Annotated in this window: 11 protein-coding genes; 2 read left to right on the forward strand and 9 right to left on the reverse strand. The window is 71.9% G+C overall.

Features of this window, described 5'->3' with window-relative positions:
- Positions 1-71: 71 nt before the first annotated feature.
- On the reverse strand, positions 72-1,079 hold the full coding sequence (locus ACQP0T_RS18075) for a 1-aminocyclopropane-1-carboxylate deaminase (protein ID WP_433869145.1): 1,008 nt from the start codon (positions 1,077-1,079) through the stop codon (positions 72-74).
- Positions 1,080-1,169: 90 nt separating this feature from the next.
- On the reverse strand, positions 1,170-1,811 hold the full coding sequence (locus ACQP0T_RS18080; protein ID WP_433869146.1) for a GntR family transcriptional regulator: 642 nt from the start codon (positions 1,809-1,811) through the stop codon (positions 1,170-1,172).
- A 186-nt stretch (positions 1,812-1,997) separates the two neighbouring features.
- Between ACQP0T_RS18080 and ACQP0T_RS18085 the strand changes: the two genes are divergently transcribed.
- Together ACQP0T_RS18085 and ACQP0T_RS18090 are read left to right on the forward strand one after the other, a co-directional pair.
- Positions 1,998-3,278, forward strand: a complete 1,281-nt coding sequence (locus ACQP0T_RS18085) for an Nramp family divalent metal transporter (RefSeq protein ID WP_433869147.1) — start codon at positions 1,998-2,000, stop codon at positions 3,276-3,278.
- Positions 3,275-4,672: an amidase gene (locus tag ACQP0T_RS18090; RefSeq protein ID WP_433869148.1), complete on the forward strand. Its 1,398-nt coding sequence runs from the start codon at positions 3,275-3,277 to the stop codon at positions 4,670-4,672. Before ACQP0T_RS18085 ends, ACQP0T_RS18090 begins: the two co-directional genes overlap by 4 nt.
- A 70-nt stretch (positions 4,673-4,742) precedes the next feature.
- On the opposite strand, the gene ACQP0T_RS18095 is transcribed toward ACQP0T_RS18090, so the two are convergent.
- The 7 genes from ACQP0T_RS18095 to ACQP0T_RS18125 form a co-directional block, all read right to left on the reverse strand.
- Positions 4,743-6,116 (reverse strand): tripartite tricarboxylate transporter permease, encoded by a 1,374-nt coding sequence (locus ACQP0T_RS18095; protein WP_433869149.1) that lies wholly within the window; start codon positions 6,114-6,116, stop codon positions 4,743-4,745.
- The gene (locus ACQP0T_RS18100; RefSeq protein WP_345363313.1) at positions 6,113-6,532 is read right to left on the reverse strand and encodes a hypothetical protein; all 420 of its coding nucleotides are present in this window, start codon (positions 6,530-6,532) and stop codon (positions 6,113-6,115) included. The genes ACQP0T_RS18095 and ACQP0T_RS18100 overlap by 4 nt, the downstream gene beginning before the upstream one ends.
- Positions 6,533-6,673: 141 nt before the next feature.
- A complete protein-coding gene (locus ACQP0T_RS18105) occupies positions 6,674-7,939 on the reverse strand; it encodes a hydroxymethylglutaryl-CoA reductase, degradative (protein ID WP_433869150.1) in 1,266 nt (421 codons plus the stop codon).
- Positions 7,940-8,030: 91 nt separating this feature from the next.
- Entirely contained in the window at positions 8,031-9,896 is a 1,866-nt protein-coding gene (locus tag ACQP0T_RS18110; protein WP_433869151.1) for a helix-turn-helix domain-containing protein, read from the reverse strand.
- Between the two features lie 228 nt (positions 9,897-10,124).
- A complete protein-coding gene (locus ACQP0T_RS18115) occupies positions 10,125-12,143 on the reverse strand; it encodes an acetate--CoA ligase family protein (protein WP_433869152.1) in 2,019 nt (672 codons plus the stop codon).
- A gap of 250 nt (positions 12,144-12,393) precedes the next feature.
- Complete coding sequence (locus ACQP0T_RS18120) at positions 12,394-14,379, reverse strand: 3-hydroxyacyl-CoA dehydrogenase NAD-binding domain-containing protein (RefSeq protein ID WP_433869153.1); 1,986 nt, start codon at positions 14,377-14,379, stop codon at positions 12,394-12,396.
- Positions 14,376-15,542, reverse strand: a complete 1,167-nt coding sequence (locus ACQP0T_RS18125) for an acyl-CoA dehydrogenase family protein (RefSeq protein WP_433869154.1) — start codon at positions 15,540-15,542, stop codon at positions 14,376-14,378. Before ACQP0T_RS18125 ends, ACQP0T_RS18120 begins: the two co-directional genes overlap by 4 nt.
- Between the last annotated feature and the right edge of the window lie 3 nt (positions 15,543-15,545).

Raw genomic sequence — 15,545 nt, forward strand, 5'->3', positions numbered from 1 at the left:
CCTCCACTCCGACACTCGGTGGAAGGTGCCGCCACGCGCACCCACCCGGTCACGGCCGCTCGTCGAGGGTTCTAGTTGGGAAAGAGGGCGCTGTAGGCGTTGAGGGCGGGCTGGCCGCCCAGGTGCGCGTAGAGCACGGTGGAGTCCTTCCCGATCTCGCCCGTGGTGACGAGGTCGATGAGGCCCGCCATCGATTTTCCCTCGTAGACGGGGTCGAGGATCATCCCTTCGAGTTGGCCGGTGAGGCGGATCGCGTCGAGCGTCGACCGCACGGGGATTCCGTAGCGATCGCCGGCCCAGCCGTCGAGGACGGTGATCTCCTCGTCGCGCAGCGCGCGGCCCAGTCCGATGAGTTCGGCGGTGTTCCGGGCGATCTTGGCTACCTGGGCACGGGTCTCGTCGATCTTCGCCGAGGCGTCGATGCCGAGGACTCGGCGAGGTCGGTCCTGACCTGCGAAGCCGGCGATCATGCCCGCGTGCGTGGACCCGGTGACGCTGCAGACGACGATGGTGTCGAAGAAGACGCCGAGTTCGCGCTCCTGCTGCCGCACTTCGTCGGCCCAGTTCGCGAAGCCGAGCCCGCCCAGGGGGTGGTCGGACGCCCCTGCGGGGATCGGGTACGGGATGCCGTCCTCGGACCGGACGTCCTCCAACGCCTGTTCCCAACTGGACTTGATGCCGATGCCGAAGCCCGCATCGACGAGCTGGACGTGCGCTCCCATGATCCGGGACAGCAGGATGTTGCCGACTCGATCGTTCACCGCATCCGGCCAGTCGACCCAGCTTTCCTGAACCAGGCGGGCCTTCAGGCCCAGCTTGGCCGCAACGGCGGCGACCTGCCGGGTGTGGTTGGACTGGACGCCGCCGATGGAGACCAAGTGGGTCGCGCCCTTCTCCAGCGCGTCGGGCACCAGGTATTCCAGCTTGCGGGTCTTGTTCCCGCCGAAGGCCAGGCCGGAGTTGCAGTCCTCCCGCTTGGCCCACACCGCCGCCCCACCGAGGTGCTGCGAGAGCCGGTCGAGCGGGTGGACGGGAGTGGGGCCGAAGGTCAAGGGATAGCGCGGGAAATCGTTGAGCATCCTGCGGATCTCCTAGCAGAGGGCAGCGGCGGCGCGGAGGCGCACCGCATCGAGGTGGGTCGGCCTGGCCCGGCTACTGGCCGGACCCGGCTACTGGTCTGGACCGTCGAGGTCCGGCTCCGCGTCGAGCAGCGGTTCCAAAGCCTGCCAGTTCTTTCGCGCAGCGACGGATGCCCGTTCGGCGTCACCGGCAGCGCACAGTTCGATGATCTCGTCGTGCATCGCCACGGACCCGCGCCCGGTCAGGGTGGAGAACCGCAGCCGCTCCAGCCGTCGCAAGACCGGGGTGACCTGTTCGAGGACGGACCGGATCACCGGGTTGGCCGAGGCGGTGATGGCGACGTCGTGGAACTCGTCGTCGGCGGCGAGCGCGGCGGCGGCGTCGTTTCGTCGCAGCGCAGCGGCGAAACGTTCGTTGGCGCCGCGCATCGCGTCCAGTTCCTGCGCCGACAGCACCGGCACGGCTTCGCGCACGGCCAACTCGTGCATGGCGGCGGCGACCGACTGGGCCGCACGGGTCTCCCGCACGTCCAGCGGACTGACGATGGTGAAACGTCCCGGCTTGGTCTGCACGAGCCCGGACTGCTCCAGCCTGGTCAGGGCTTCGCGGATCGGTGTCCGGCTGACTCCGAGCCAACTGATCAGGTCCGCGTCGTTGAGCCGTTCCTCCGGAGCGAGGGTGCCGTCGACGATCGCATCCCGGATGGAGCGGTACGCCGCGTCGCGCAGCAACGACCGGGAAACGAGTCCCTGCTCCTTCGGCACCGGCATGCGAAATATTGCACACCGCGCTCCAGAGCCATGTCAAGGGGCGCCCGCAGACGCCGAGGGGCCGGACATCCGACTCTTGACACGAGGACACGCACCGCTACAGGCTCAGCCACTAGCTCACTCGGCCGCCAGCCCGAAGGGAGCAAGATGGCAGACAGCGCAGAGGTCCCCACTCCGGTCGAGCCGCCGAGCACGCCCAGGCAGAAGCTGCGGTTCATCGGTCCCGGCATCGTGGTCGCCGCCTCCGGTGTCGGCGCCGGCGACTTCATCATGGCCGCCCTCGCCGGTGCCGGCTTCGGGTGGAGCCTGCTCTGGGCGATCGTCGCGGGGGCCGGCATCAAACTGGTGCTCAGCGAAGGAATCGGGCGCTGGTTCCTCGTCACCGGGCAGTCGTTCCTGCGCGGGTGGCACTCGCTGGGCTCGTGGGCGACCGCCTACTTCGGCCTGTACCTCCTCTTCTTCGCGATCATCTACGGCGCGGCCGAACCCGCGATCAGCGCCCTCGTCCTCACCGCGATGTTCCCCGGCACCTCCTTCGCGATGTGGGCGATCCTCACCGCGCTCGCGGGCTTCCTGCTGGTCCGGTTCGGCCGGTACGCCTTGGTGGAGAAGGCGATGACGGTGTTCATCGGCATCATGTTCGTCACCGTGGTGGGGTCGGCGGCCATCATCCTGGCCAACCTCGGCGACGTCCCCTACGGCCTGACGCCGTCCATCCCGGATGGTTCTTTCTCCCGCATCCTGGCCATCATCGGCGGTGTCGGCGGCACGATCTCGCTGACCTGCTACTCGTACTGGATCGCCGCCAAGGGCTGGACCGGCAAGAAGTGGCTCGGCACGATGCGCGTCGACATCACCACGGCCTACACCCTCACCGGCATCTTCGCCGTCGCAGTGCTCATCATCGCGGCCGAGCTGCTGTTCGGCACCGGCGTGACCATCAGCGGCAACCAGGGCCTGGTCGAGCTCGCCGACGCGTACGGGCAGCGCTTCGGCAGCGCCGCGCGCTGGCTCCTGCTGATCGGGGTCTGGTCGGCGGTGTTCACCTCGATCATCGGCCCGTGGCACGGGTGCTCGTACCTGTTCGCCGACTTCGTCCGGATCGTGCGGCACCGCAAGGCCGACCTCGACAGCGTCGCACCGGCATCCGACAAGGACACCGCTTTCCGGGTTTACCTCGCCCTGATGACGTTCCCGCCGATGCTGCTGCTGCTGTTCGACGCGCCCATCATGATGGTGCTCATCTACGGCATCTCCGGCGCGATCTTCATGCCGCTCCTGTCGGTCGGCCTGCTGGTGCTGCTGAACTCCCGCCGCCTCAGCCCCGAGCACCGCAACGGCGTCGTCAGCAACGTCCTGCTGTGCTCGATCGTCGTGCTGTTCGTCTACCTCGGAGCCACCGAACTGATGGAGACGTTGTCCACATGAGCCTGCACTTCGACGATGCCGTCACCCTCGCCGCGGCGATTCGCCGCAAGGAGGTCTCCAGCCGCGAGGTCCTCGAGGCGCACCTGCACCGCATCGAGGACACCAACCCGGCGGTCAACGCCATCGTCACGCTGGACGTCGAGCGCGCCTCGGCCGACGCTGCCGCGGCCGACGACCGCCTCGCGGCAGGCGCGGAGGTGGGCCCGCTGCACGGCCTGCCGATCGCGCACAAGGATCTCACCGACACCGCGGGCCTTCGGACGACGTACGGGTCACCGCTGTTCGCCGAGCACGTGCCGACCAGGGACGATCCGATCATCACCCGGCTGCGAGCGGCCGGCGTCGTCACGGTCGGCAAGACCAACACGCCCGAGCTCGGTCTCGGCTCGCACACGTTCAACCCGGTGTTCGGCGTGACCCGCAACCCCTACGCCCTGGACCGGAGCGCGGGTGGCAGCAGTGGCGGCGCGGCCGCCGCGCTCGCCGCCGGGATGATCCCCATCGCCGACGGCAGCGATACCGGCGGGTCGCTGCGCAACCCGGCGTCGTTCTGCAACGTCGTGGGGCTTCGCCCCTCACCCGGACGCGTCCGTTCCGGGCCGAGCCCGACGCCGTGGCCGTCCCTGTCCACCAAGGGCCCGATGGGGCGCACCGTCGCGGACACGGCCCTGCTGATGGCAGTGCTGGCCGGCGACGACTCGTTCGCAGCGCCGCTGCACCGCGACCCACGCCGACTGCGGGTCGCGTGGACGCCGGACCTCGGGGGCCTGCTCCCGGTGGAACCGGCGGTGATCGACGCCCTGGAACCGGCGGTGCGCCGGTTCCAGGAGGCCGGCGCGGACGTCGTGCTCGACTGTCCCGACCTCGCCGCAGCCGACGAGGTGTTCCGGGTACGACGTGCCTGGCATCTGGAGCGGTTGTACGGCACCCTCCTGGACCAGCACCGGGAGGCGCTCAAGCCGGACGCGGTGCGCAACATCGAGCAGGGGCGCGCGCTCAAAGACGCCGACCTCGATCGGGCGGACCGGCTGCACACCGCGCTCCAACGGCAGGTGGCGGAGTTCTTCGCCCGCTACGACGCGCTGCTGGCCCCGGTCAGCCAGGTCGTCCCGTTCGACGCCGACCTCGTCCACCCCACCTCGGTCGCCGGGGTCGAGATGTCCGACTACCTCGCCTGGATGGGGGCCTGCTCCACGTTCTCCGCCACCCACTGCCCCGCCCTCTCGGTTCCGGCCGCCTTCACACCCGAGGGCTTGCCGGTCGGCCTGCAGGTCGTCGGCCCGCCCGGGCAAGACCGCGCAGTGCTGGAGATCGGAGGCGCCGTCGAAGAGGCCTGCCGCGCCGGGAGACGGCGGCCTCCCGAGCCGGCGAACCCAGCAGCTGCCGGCGGGTGAAGCCCTGGTAGGTGCGGTGCCGACGAACGAGCACCGCACCCTCGACCTGGAGCCGCTGGTCCACCCGGGATCAGGCGAGCGCGATGATCGCCGGCACGGTCAGCACGGCCGCGTAGTAACCCATGAACTGCACGCCCGAGTGCACGCCGAACATCCGGTTCATCAGGCCGCCGACCAGGCCGACCGTCAAGGTCACCAGCACGGCGAGCAGACCACCTTCGTAGAGGCAGATGACCAGGATCAGGCCGGCGAACGCCCCGATGATCGCCTCGTGGGAGACGTTCTTCATCACCCACGACGCCGCCCGGTGGGCGTTGGTCATCGCGAACGGGTACGCGATCAGGCAGGCGATCGCCACGGCCAGCAGACCGAAGACCAGGAACTCCCAGGTCTCCAGCAGGTTGTGCAGGTTGTGCGTCTGCCCGGTCTCGGTGTCGACGGTGTAGACGGGCGGTGCGTTGAACAGCGGCGCCGCCGGGCCCGCGGCCATCGGGGACAGCGGCAGGCCGAGCGCGATCAGCGGGATCATCGTCTCCGCGATGTAGGTCGACTCCGTGGTGCCGTTGCGCACCGCCATCTTCGAGGTGAGCTTGTGGTAGCCGTTCTTGATCCGGGCGCCGACCATCTCGCCCATGAGCACCGTCATCGCCACCGGCGAGAAGACGAAGGTGGCGCTCGAGATGGCCGCGGCCCCGGAGGTGTACGCGGTCTGCTTGCGGTCGAGCACCTTCAGCGGGTTCGGCAGCCTTCCGCGCCACGTCCGCACGTCCGGCGCCAGTCCGAACTCGGTCGGCCCGTCCCGGTGCAGGGTCCTGCGACCGGTGGGCGAGAGCGCCAAGAAGAGGTCCGCCACCAGCGGACCGGTCGCGATGCCGAGGAAGAAGCTGATGCTGAGCCCGTGACCGAGCTGGGCGGTCACGAACTGGTCGATCCCGACGATCAGCAGCACGAACGGGAAGAGCGCGGCCACCGCCGCCCACCGCCCCTTCGAGGTGAGCGCGATCAGGATCGCCGCACCGGCGAAGATCCACGGTGCGAGCTCGCCGATCTCGTCGGCGATCGGTGAGAGGACCCAGGCGAACAGCACTGCCAGCGGCACCGCGATGACCGCGGCGATCACGCCGCCGGAGATCGCCTTGCGCAGCGCGATGTGCGGCACCCCGAGCTCGCGGAGCCGCTGCGCGTCGCCGAGCAGCGGCACGGTCATCGTGTCGCCGGGGATGCCGAGCAGCGTCGTCGGGACGGCATGGGTGATGTGCTTGGCGACCACTGCGGCCAGGAAGAAGCTGAACACCCCCGACGGCGGGACTCCGAGCAGCACCACCAGCAGCGTCAGCGGCGCGACCACGGCGGTCTCGTCCGTGCCGGACACCAGGCCGATCGCGGCGAAGACGACGGCACCGACGAGGCCCATGCCCAGGGCCCACAGGAATGCGTCCATCATGGGCGCGCCTCCCGCCGCTCGGCCTCCTCGTGGGCGTCGACGAGCACGTCGTACAGCCCGAGCAGGCGTAGCTCCTCCCGCACCTCGGGGGCGAGCTCGGCGGGGTCGGTCCATTCGCCCCCGTCGGCGGCGATGGCCTCGAGCGCCTCGCGTCGGCTCTCGGTGGCGGTTGCGGTCTCCCGGACGATCCGCTTCGGCTTGAACAAGCGGGCCGCGATCACCGCGGCGACCAGGCAGGCCGCGAGGCCGAGCAGCAGTGCGTAGGACTGCGCCAAGGTCTCATCGTCCACGGTCGCCGTGAAGAAGGCCCTGCCGAGCAGGAAGGCCGGGGCCGCGATCCCGACGCCCAGCGCGATGGAGATGCCCAGGTGCCTGGTGTCGACGGTGTCACCCCAGACCTCGATGAGTCGGGACATCGGTCTTGCTCCGTTCGATCGGTGGTGGCTCAGCGCGGTGGCGACCCGCGAGGCGGTCGGCTCGCCGAGGTGCAGATCCGCACCCGGACGGGAGGGCCGGGTCGCCGACGACCATCGGCAGTCCCCTCGCGCGGGGCGAGGTCATCGACCGCTCCGCAGTTCGGCGAGCACGGCTGCCGCGTGGTCGTACCCGAAGGTCTTGTCCGCGATCAACCGCGCGACCACGGGGCCGACCTCGTCGGGTCCCGCACCGGCCGCGATGGCGATGTTCTTGGCGTGCAGGGACATGTGGCCGCGCTGGACGCCCTCGCTGGCGAGCACCCGCAGGGCCGCGATGTTCTGGGCCAGCCCGACGGCGGTGATCAGCTCGGCGAGTTCGGCGGCCGACGACACGCCGGTGAGGGCGACGGCGGCCCGGGCGCCGGGGTGGGTCTTGGTGGCGCCGCCGACCAGACCGACGGGCATCGGGAGCTCCAGCGTGGCGACGAGGTTGCCGTCCGCGTCCTTCTCGAAGGTCGACAGCGCGGTGTAGCGGCCGGCGGAGCCGACCGCGTGGGAGTGGGCGCCGGCCTCGACGGCCCGGGTGTCGTTGCCGGTGGCCAGCACGACCGCGGAGATCCCGTTCATGATGCCCTTGTTGTGGGTCGCGGCGCGGTAGGGATCACCGGCGGCGAGCTTGTAGGCGTGCACCATGTCGTCGACGACCAGCGGTCCCCCGAGGGCCTCGGCGTCGAGGACGGCGCGGGCCCGGGCCAGCCGCATGTCGGCCTTGTTGGTGAGGATCCGGAGGACGACCCGACCGCCGGCGATCTCGGCGACCCGGTCGGCGACCGCTTCGGCCATGGTGTTGACCGCGTTGGCGCCCATCGCGTCGCGGACGTCCACGACCAGGTGGGCGACGAGGTAGGTCTCGTCCTCGAAGCCGACCGTGCGCACCAGCAGGTCGCGCACCCCACCACCGACCTCGGCGAGCTTGGGGTCCTGGGCGGCGGCGAGCTCCACCAGCTCGGCGCGGGCCTCGAGCAGGCGCAGTCGAGCGGCGTGCGGATCGACGACGTCGACGAGCTGGATCTGGGCCTGCATGATCGGGCCGGTGCTGGAGGTGTGGAAGCCCCCGAGGACGCGGGCGATCCGGGCGCCGTTGCTGGCGGCCGCGATGACGGAGGCCTCCTCGGTGACCATGGGCACGAGCACGTCCGCGCCGTTCACCGTGAGGTTGGCGGCCACCCCGACGGGCAGCGCGAAGGTGCCGAGCACGTTCTCGCTCAGCTGGCTCGCGGCCTCGCCGTCGAAGCCGTCCGCGTCGAAGGCCGCGAGCTCGGCGACGTCGATACCCGTCGTCTCGGCGACGACCGCGCGCCGCTCGCCGATGCTCAGGTCGCGCATGCCCGGGATCCGGCTGGTCACCAGTGGTTCCTCCTCGATCGGGGTAATCACCCCAGGAAACACCAGCGGGTGACGGGACGCACATGTCCGAACCGGCCAGGGAACAACTCGCTCACATGTCTGTTTCGGACATCCGGTGCAGTTGCACGGCGATGCCGAGCCGGAACTGCTGCTCGGGTCCTCGCCACCCCGGTCCGAGCAGCTCGGTGATCCGCTCCAGGCGCTGCTTCACCGTGTTGGGATGCACGAACAGGACTTCCGCGGAGCGGGTGATGCTCGCGTTCTGCGCCAGGTAGGCCGCCAAGGTCGCGACCAGATCGCTCCGGTGATCGGCATCCCACTCCAGCAACGGCGCCAGCAACCCCCGGGTGAAGGCCCGGGCCCGCTGCCCGTTGGCGCCGAACAGCGCGAGGTACGGTGCGTAGTCGCGCGCCGCGACCCCCGCGTCGGCCACCCCGACACCGGGCAGCATCCTGGACAGCGCCGTGACGTCGGCGACCTCGCCCGGGATCTGCTCCACGTGCTGGGTCCCACCGACGACCACGAGGCCCCGGTCCCCCGCCCGGGCGAGCCTGGCGTGCACGCGCCCCGCGAGGTCGTGGGGATCCGGCGAGCCGGGCACCAGGGCGACGACCCCGGCATCGTGCTGGGCCACCAGCCAACGCCGGTCCAGGCCGGTCAGGGTCCGTCCGAGGCTCCACCGCTGCTGTTCCCAACCGACGGCGAGCACCGGCGTCCAGCACCCGGTCAGCTCGATCCCGCGCTGCTGGGCACGTTGCCGCAGCGAAGCCCGGTCGCCGCGCCCCGAAACCAGGTCGGCGACGAGTTCCCCGCGGACCCGTTCCTCCGCATCGGTGACCGCGTCGCGCTGCATGGTGACCAGCGCGTGGCTCTGGGCACCGCGTTCGACGGTGCGCCGCTGCACGTCGTCGAGCGGCTCCCCGCCGACGAGCAGCACGCCGAGCAGGGTGCGGCCGGCCATCGCCGCGACCAATCCCAGGACCCCGCCGTGGCCGACGTCGACCCAGCGAGCGGTGCCTCGACTGGTCTCCACCGCCGCCAGCACCTCCGGTGCGAGCCGACCCGCGGTCCACCAGGCGGCGGCCTCCTCGCCGCTGGTGGCCAAGGCGGCCAGGTCCCGGTCGGCGATCGCCACCGGCCTGCCCAACGAGTCGGCCAGGGTTCGTGCGATCGCCTCCGACCCCTCACCGGCGAGCACCAAGCGGGTCAACTGCTCGTGCAGGCTGGCCGACGCCTCCATCGCGGCGGCCCGCCGTTCGGTCTCCGCGCTGGCCGCCTCCGCCCGGGCGGCGGCCGCACGCTCGGCCGCCAGCAGCCGGGCGGTCTGCAGGATCACCGCCCCCTGGTTGGCGAACGCGGTGAGCAGCGCGATCTGCTCGGTGCTGAAGCCGTGCGCGGAGCGATCGGCCGCGAAGAGCACCCCGAGCACCCGCTCGGAGGCGATCAGCGGAACTCCGAGGATCGACCGCATCTGCTCGGCCTGGACCGCGGCGGTGACCTCCCGGTCGCGCGGGAAGGAGCCGACGTCGTACGCCGCGGTCCACTGCGGCGCGCGGGTCCGCACCACCTTGCTGGCGAGGCCCACCCCGGCCGGCACCCGCAGCTCCCGCATGTTCGTCGACACCGCACCGCGGTTGGCCCGGACGAAGAGCTCGTCGGTCCCCTCGTCGTACTCCGAGAGGTAGGTGAGGTCGGTGCCCATCAACTCGTGGGCGCGGTCCACCAGCTTCTGCAGCAGCGGCTGCAGGTCGCGCACCTCGGCGAGCTCCCGCAGGCTCGACATCAACACCGACAGCTCCCGGTCCCTCGCCCTGAGGCGATCCAAGCGAGCTCGGGCGTCGACCAGGACACCGGTGGTCTCCGCGTCAAGCCCCCGAGCCGCCCTCCGGAGCTCGGCCTCGGTGACCGGGGAGTCGGCGATGATCAATTCGATCAGCGCCCGCAGGTTGGTGGTCACACGCTCTCCCCGGAGCACGGGAGGCCAACGTCGAACGGCATGGGGAAAGGCTAGCGGGCGATTCCTCCGGCACCGTCACGTTCCGTGGCGCGAGCGGCACCTGCTCGCAGCCACCGTGCACCCCACAGGCGGCCGACACCGCCTCGGCCACCCGGAGCGCGTACCCGGCAACAACACGCGCCTCTCCGGTCCACGCGGCGCCCACGCGCACGGGCCGGGAGCCTCGCATCACGTGCGCACCCGCCGGACCAGCGCGTCCAGGGCCATTGCGCCGGAGGTGTGCACGCGCACCGGGTTGACCTCGGCCTCGATCACCGAGGGCTGCTCGACGGCCAGTCGGGACATCGCGACGACGGCGTCGGCGAGGGCGTCCAGATCGCCGGCCGGAGTGCCGCGATGGCCGGTGAGGATCTTCAGGCCGGTGACCTCGCCGATCATCTCCTCCGCGGTCGCGCGGTCGACCGGGGCGAGCCGGACGGCGCTGTCGTCGTAGACCTCGGCGGTCACCCCACCGGTGGACAGCACCACGACCGGGCCGACGTCCGCGCTGCGGCGGTACCCGACCAGCACCTCGCCGACGCCGCTCTCCGCCATCGGCTGCACCAGCACCCGGTCGATGGTGGCGCCGACCTGCTCCCCGACATCGGCGACGATGGTGCGGACCGCCTTGCGCACGCCGGCGACGTCGGTCACGCCGAGGACGACGCCGCCGACGTCGGTCTTGTGCGCGAGCTGGTCGGACAAGGCCTTGACCGCGACCGGGAACTCGAACGGCAGCTCGATGTCCTCCTCCAGCGAGGTCGTCTCGAGCGCGACCGCGGGCAGCGTCGGAACGCCGACCGAGGCCAGCAGCTCGGCGGAGTCCTGCTCGTGGAGCAGCTCCGGCGTGCCGACGGGCGGCCCGGAGATCCGCTCGGGGTCGATCGTGGCCGACCGGCGGGAGAAGGCGGCGGCGACGGCGTCGGCGCACGACTCCGGGGTGCGGAACGCCGGGACTCCGGAGGAGGCGAGCAGGTCGGCGGCATCCGGGGCCTCCGGCAGCGCGAACCCGACGACCGGCACGGCGTGCCCGCTGCGCTGTGCCAAGGCCTGCACCGCGAGTTCCGGGTTCAGCCGCGCCGAGGAGCCGATGACGAACACGACGAGGTCGAACTCGCCGCTGTCCTGCAATTCGCGCAATGCCGCGGAGACCACGTCGTGCTTGGCGCCGGCCAGGCCGAGGTCGGCGATCAGGTCGTGCGGCACCGGAGCACCGGCGGCCGCCATCCGGTCCACCAGCTCGCGGCTCGGGCCACGGACCGACAACCCGCGCAAGGCGAGCTGGTCGACCATGATCGCGGCGCCGCCGCCGGTGGTGGTGACCACGCCGACCCGCGGGTGCACCGGACCGTCGGCCGGGACCTGCTCCAGCAGGGCCGGCGCCTCGCACAGGCCCTCGAAGGTGTTCACCCGGACGAAACCGCAGGCCCGGAAGAACGCCTCGGCCTCGCTGTCCTCGCCGGCCAGCGCGCCGGTGTGGGAGACGGTGAGTGCGGCGGCCTCCTGCGAACGACCCAGCTTGTAGACGGCGACCGGCTTGCCCGCGCGGGATGCGGCGGCGGCGAACTCGGCCAGGTGGTCGGCGTGCCGCAGCGACTCGAGGAACAGCGCGTAGGAGGTGATGCCCGGGTCGTCCAGGGTGGACGCGCAGATCTCGCCGAGCGAGAGGTCGGCCTCACCACCGGTGGAGACCAGGCCCGCGAAGCCGATGCCGCGGCCGCGGGCCCGGCTCACCAGTGCGCCGATCACGCTGCCGGACTGCGAGGCGACGAAGAGGCCGCCGACCGGGGTGTCCGGCTCGCCGAAGGCGGCGTTGCCGGTGAGCAGCGCGCCGTTGCGCGGGTTGACCACGCCGAGGCTGGACGGGCCGACGACGCGGGTCGGGCCCTCAGCCGCGGCGGCGCGCAACCGGTCCTCGCGCGCCTTGCCCTGGGCACCCTCCTCGCCGAAACCCGACGACAACACGGTCACCACCGGCACGCCCAGCCCGGCCGCCTTGGCAACGGTGTCGATCGCGGCGTCCACGCCGGTCACCACGTAGACGTGGTCGGGAACGCCGGGCAGTTCGGACAGGCTCGGGTAGGCCTTCTCCCCCTGCACCACCTCCCGCCGCGGGTTCACGAACCAGGCGGTGCCCGCGTAGCCCGCGGCGGCCAGGAATCGCTGCGGGCGCCCGGTGGTCTTCGCGGGGTCGTCGGATGCGCCCACGATCGCGACCGTCGCAGGCCAGAGCAGCGGGCCCGCAAAGCCGGTAGCAGCGGAGGCGGTGGCCTGCACCTGTGCGGGGTAGTGATTCATCGGTACTCCTCGGCGTGAGCGACCCGAACAAACGGCTCGCAGACTCAATATTCTATAGAGAAATTTGCGTTGGCGGCTGTCGACCGCATGGCGGACGGACTCCCCCGGCGTCGACGACCCGGAGTCCCGGTGGTCGCGGCGAGGGACTGCCGGACGCCGGTCAGCTGAGCAGTGCCGGATCACCGGCTCGGAAACCCCACCCGACGGCGTCGGCGAGCCGCCGCTGCGCTGCGACCAGCTCGGCCCGGGGCCGAGTCGCGGCCCAGTGGCACGGCCCACCGAGCCCGTCCGGGAAGCCGTAACCGCGAACGAGCAGCACATCGATGTCGCCGGGGCGGGCCGCGATTCCTTCCGCCAGCACGAGAGCCGCCTCGTTCGCGGTCGCTGTCAACACCCGCTCCACGATCTCGGCCGCGCCGATCCGGCGGGGGGTGATGCCCTTCCCGGCCCGCGACTCGGCGATGATCCGCTCCACCTCGGGGTCGTTCTGCGGGGTGCGGTCGCCGTCGGCGTAGGCGTACCAACCGCCGCGGGTCTTCTGCCCGAGCCGACCCTCGTCGACCAGGCGGTCGGCGACGTCCGGGTAGCGCTCGCGCGGGTCGCGGGTGGCGTCCCGGCGGCGCCGGGCCCGCCACGCCACGTCGAGGCCGGACATGTCCGCGACGGCGAACGGCCCCATCGCGACGCCGACGCCGAGCAACGCGTCGTCGACCTCGCGCGGGCGCGCGCCCTCCTCGACCAGCAGCTCGGACTGGTACCGGTAGGCGGAGAAGATCCGGTTGCCGACGAAGCCGTCGCAGACCCCGGCGATCACCGGCAGCTTCCCGAGCAGCCGCGCCGCGGACAGCACGTGGTCCAGCGCATCGGCCGAGGTCGCCGCGGCGCGCACCACCTCGAGAACGGGTGTGCGGTGGGCCGGGGCGAGGAAGTGCATGCCGAGGACCCGGCCGCGGTCGGGCACGGCGGCGGCGAGGGCGTCGACGTCCAGGTAGGACGTGTTGGTGGCCAGCGGGATCCCGGGTCGGACGACGGCGGCCACCTCGGCCAGCACCGCGGCCTTGACGTCGTGGTCCTCCACGACCGCCTCGATGACGAGGTCCGCCTCCGCCAGCGCGTCGAGCCCGGTGCCGGTGCGCAGCCGGGCCTCGGCATCGGCGCCGGCGCGGGCGATCTGCTGGCGAGCCCGCTCCAGCACCGCCGGGTCCCGGTCGACCAGGGCGACCTCGACTCCGGCCGCGGCGAACGCCCGCGCGATCCCGGCCCCCATCGTTCCTGCGCCGACCACCCCGACGGTCCGGATCGAACGGTCGGCATCCGGTCGCCCCGCGCGGGCCACCGCGGTGCGCGCGAAGAACAGGTGCCGGTTGGCGGCGGCCTCCGGGCTGCGCCGCAGCCGGGTGAACTCGGCGCGCTCGTGCCGCAGCGCGGCCGACGCCGGCAGTGCACCGGCGGCGAGCACCGCGCCCACCGCGGCGATGACGACCGGATCCGCTCCTCGCCGGGCGAGCAACCGCCGAGCGGCCTCCTCCACCCGTCCCGGCTCACCGGCGCCGACCGGCAGCCCGGTCAGGACCCGCTTGCTCGCGGTGCGGACGGCGGCAACGGCGCGTGCGCGCAACCGGTCCGGCACGACCTCGTCGACCAGGCCGTCGGCGAGCGCGGCGGTCACCGGCACCGGCTTGGCCGAGACGACCAAGTCGAGCAGCCGGTCCGGGGCGACCAGCCGCGCGGTCCGGACGATCCCGCCTGCTCCGGGGATCATCCCCAGCCCCGCCTCCGGGAAACCGACCTGACCGCCTTCGAGGGCGATCCGGCGGTCACACGCCAGAGCCAGCTCGAAGCCGCCGCCCAGGGTTGCCCCGGACAGCGCCGCGACCACCGGGCGGGGGTGGTCCTCGATCGCCGCGAGGACCTCGGGCAACTGCGGCCCGGGAATCTCCTCGGTGGTGAATTCCAGCAGGTCCGAACCGGACATGAGGTGCTTGCCAGCACCGATCAGCACGACGCCGGCGTCGTCCGCCGTAGCCGTCAACGCGGCCAGCAGGCCGGCCCGGACCTCGGCCGTGCTGGCGTTCACCGGCGGGTTGTCGAGCACGATGACGGCGACATCACCGTCGTGCTCGACGCGGACCGGCCCGGCGGTCACTTCTCGGCCCGCTGGGAGAAGCGACGGCCGAAGATCTCCTCGGCTATGCGGTTCTTCATCATCTCCAGCGACCCCCCGGCGATCATCCAGCCGCGGGTGCGCCGCTGGCAGTACTCCACCAGCGACTCGCTCGAGTAGCCGAGCGCGCCCATCATCTGCATCGACGCGTCCGCGGCCTGGAAACCGGCCCGGTTCGCGGCGTACTTGGCGACGGTCGTCTCGTAGGCGGAAGGCAGTCCGTCCTCGGCGTTGGCGACGGCGCGGTCCAGCAGCGCCGCCGCGGCGTCGAGTGCCACCGCGGCCTCGGCGAAGGTCCACTGCACGCCCTGGAACTCGTTGAGCGTGCGGCCGAACTGGGTGCGCTGCGAGACGTGCTCGCGGGCCAGGTCGAACGCCAGTCGGCCGAGCGCGAGCGAGCGGGACGCGTTGCCGATCCGCTCGACGTTGAACCCGCTCATCTGCTTCTTGAACCCACCGGGGCCGAGCAGGATGCGCGAGCGCGGGATCCGGCAGTCGTCGAAGTAGAGCTGCGCCCACTGCTCACCGCTCATGTACGACGACGGCTCGCCCAAGGTGAATCCGGGGTCGCCGCGCTCCACCAGCACCGACCCGATGCCGCCGGTGCCGGGGCCGAACCGGGCGTAGACCAGGAACAGCGTGGCGTCGGGACTGTGCGTGCCCCAGATCTTCGTCCCGTTCAGCACGAGCTCGTCACCGTCCTCGACGACCGAGGTGGTCAGCTCGGTGGCGGCCGAGCCGGCCTCCGGCTCGCTCATCCCCAGCGAGATCAGCGCTTGGCCGGCGAGCAGGTCCGGAAGGTACGCCGCCTTCTGCTCCGGGGTGGCGAACTGGGCGAAGGTGCGGATCGCGCCGAAATTGCCTGCCTGCAGGATGTCCGCGCTCTTCGGGCAGTGCTGCGCGACGCCCTGGATGACGGCGACGGCGGCGGCCAGCCCGGCGCCCTGGCCGCCGTCCTCCTCGGCGATGGTCAGACCGAGCAGGCCTTGCTCCCCGAGCTTCGCCGCGATGTCCCAGGAGTAGGACGGGTCGTGCGCCCGCTGCAGGGCGCCCGGGGCGAGGTGCTTGCGGGCGAAGGCGTTCACCGACTCGAGCAGGTCGGCGTGCGCCAGCTCATCGGCCGAGCGGTCGAGCGTGGAGGTCATCGT

Source organism: Saccharopolyspora sp. CA-218241 (assembly GCF_050954615.1).
Classification (GTDB): domain Bacteria; phylum Actinomycetota; class Actinomycetes; order Mycobacteriales; family Pseudonocardiaceae; genus Saccharopolyspora; species Saccharopolyspora cebuensis.

Bases quoted from the DNA above. Each gene is read 5' to 3' on its own strand.
- ACQP0T_RS18125 (WP_433869154.1), bottom strand. From the start codon at position 15,542: ATGACCTCCACGCTCGACCGCTCGGCCGATGAGCTGGCGCACGCCGAC.
- ACQP0T_RS18095 (WP_433869149.1), bottom strand. From the start codon at position 6,116: ATGATGGACGCATTCCTGTGGGCCCTGGGCATGGGCCTCGTCGGTGCC.
- ACQP0T_RS18075 (WP_433869145.1), bottom strand. From the start codon at position 1,079: ATGCTCAACGATTTCCCGCGCTATCCCTTGACCTTCGGCCCCACTCCC.
- ACQP0T_RS18085 (WP_433869147.1), top strand. From the start codon at position 1,998: ATGGCAGACAGCGCAGAGGTCCCCACTCCGGTCGAGCCGCCGAGCACG.
- ACQP0T_RS18090 (WP_433869148.1), top strand. From the start codon at position 3,275: ATGAGCCTGCACTTCGACGATGCCGTCACCCTCGCCGCGGCGATTCGC.
- ACQP0T_RS18100 (WP_345363313.1), bottom strand. From the start codon at position 6,532: ATGTCCCGACTCATCGAGGTCTGGGGTGACACCGTCGACACCAGGCAC.